A 425-nucleotide genomic window follows, 5' to 3' on the forward strand; every position below is an offset into this window, starting at 1 on the left:
GGCATGGACGGTCTGGAGTTTTTGCAGCACGCAGGACCATCCGGTCTTGTGGGATCGATCATTATCAGCAGTTCGCTGTCGGTGGATTTGCGTCGTTCCGTACGGCGGATCATTGCAATGTCGGGGATGGTGATGCTTGGCGATGTCGGCAAGCCCTTGCGGTTCGACGCGTTGCAGGAGCTGTTGGCAAAACACTTGGGTGAGCCGCAGAGCGCGCGACCGTTGCAGCCGGCAACGGCTCTGGCCAGTCATGAGGATATGCATCGGGCGTTTGACGATCAGCAACTTCACGCTTATTTCCAGCCGAAATTCGACCTGCTGACTGACCGGGTTCAAGGGGTCGAGGTTCTGGCGCGATGGCATCATCCCGTCAAAGGCATGTTGCCGCCATCGGTGTTCATGCCCGCCATGGAGCAGTGCGGGCT

The 425-nt window shown here is 58.8% G+C and carries 1 protein-coding gene; it reads left to right on the top strand.

Going from position 1 to position 425, the window contains the following annotated elements:
- On the top strand, positions 1–425 hold a 425-nt coding region (locus tag AC1DKR_RS21250; RefSeq protein WP_478035144.1), incomplete at both ends, for an EAL domain-containing protein.

This window comes from Stenotrophomonas sp. 01N47, assembly GCF_056399165.1.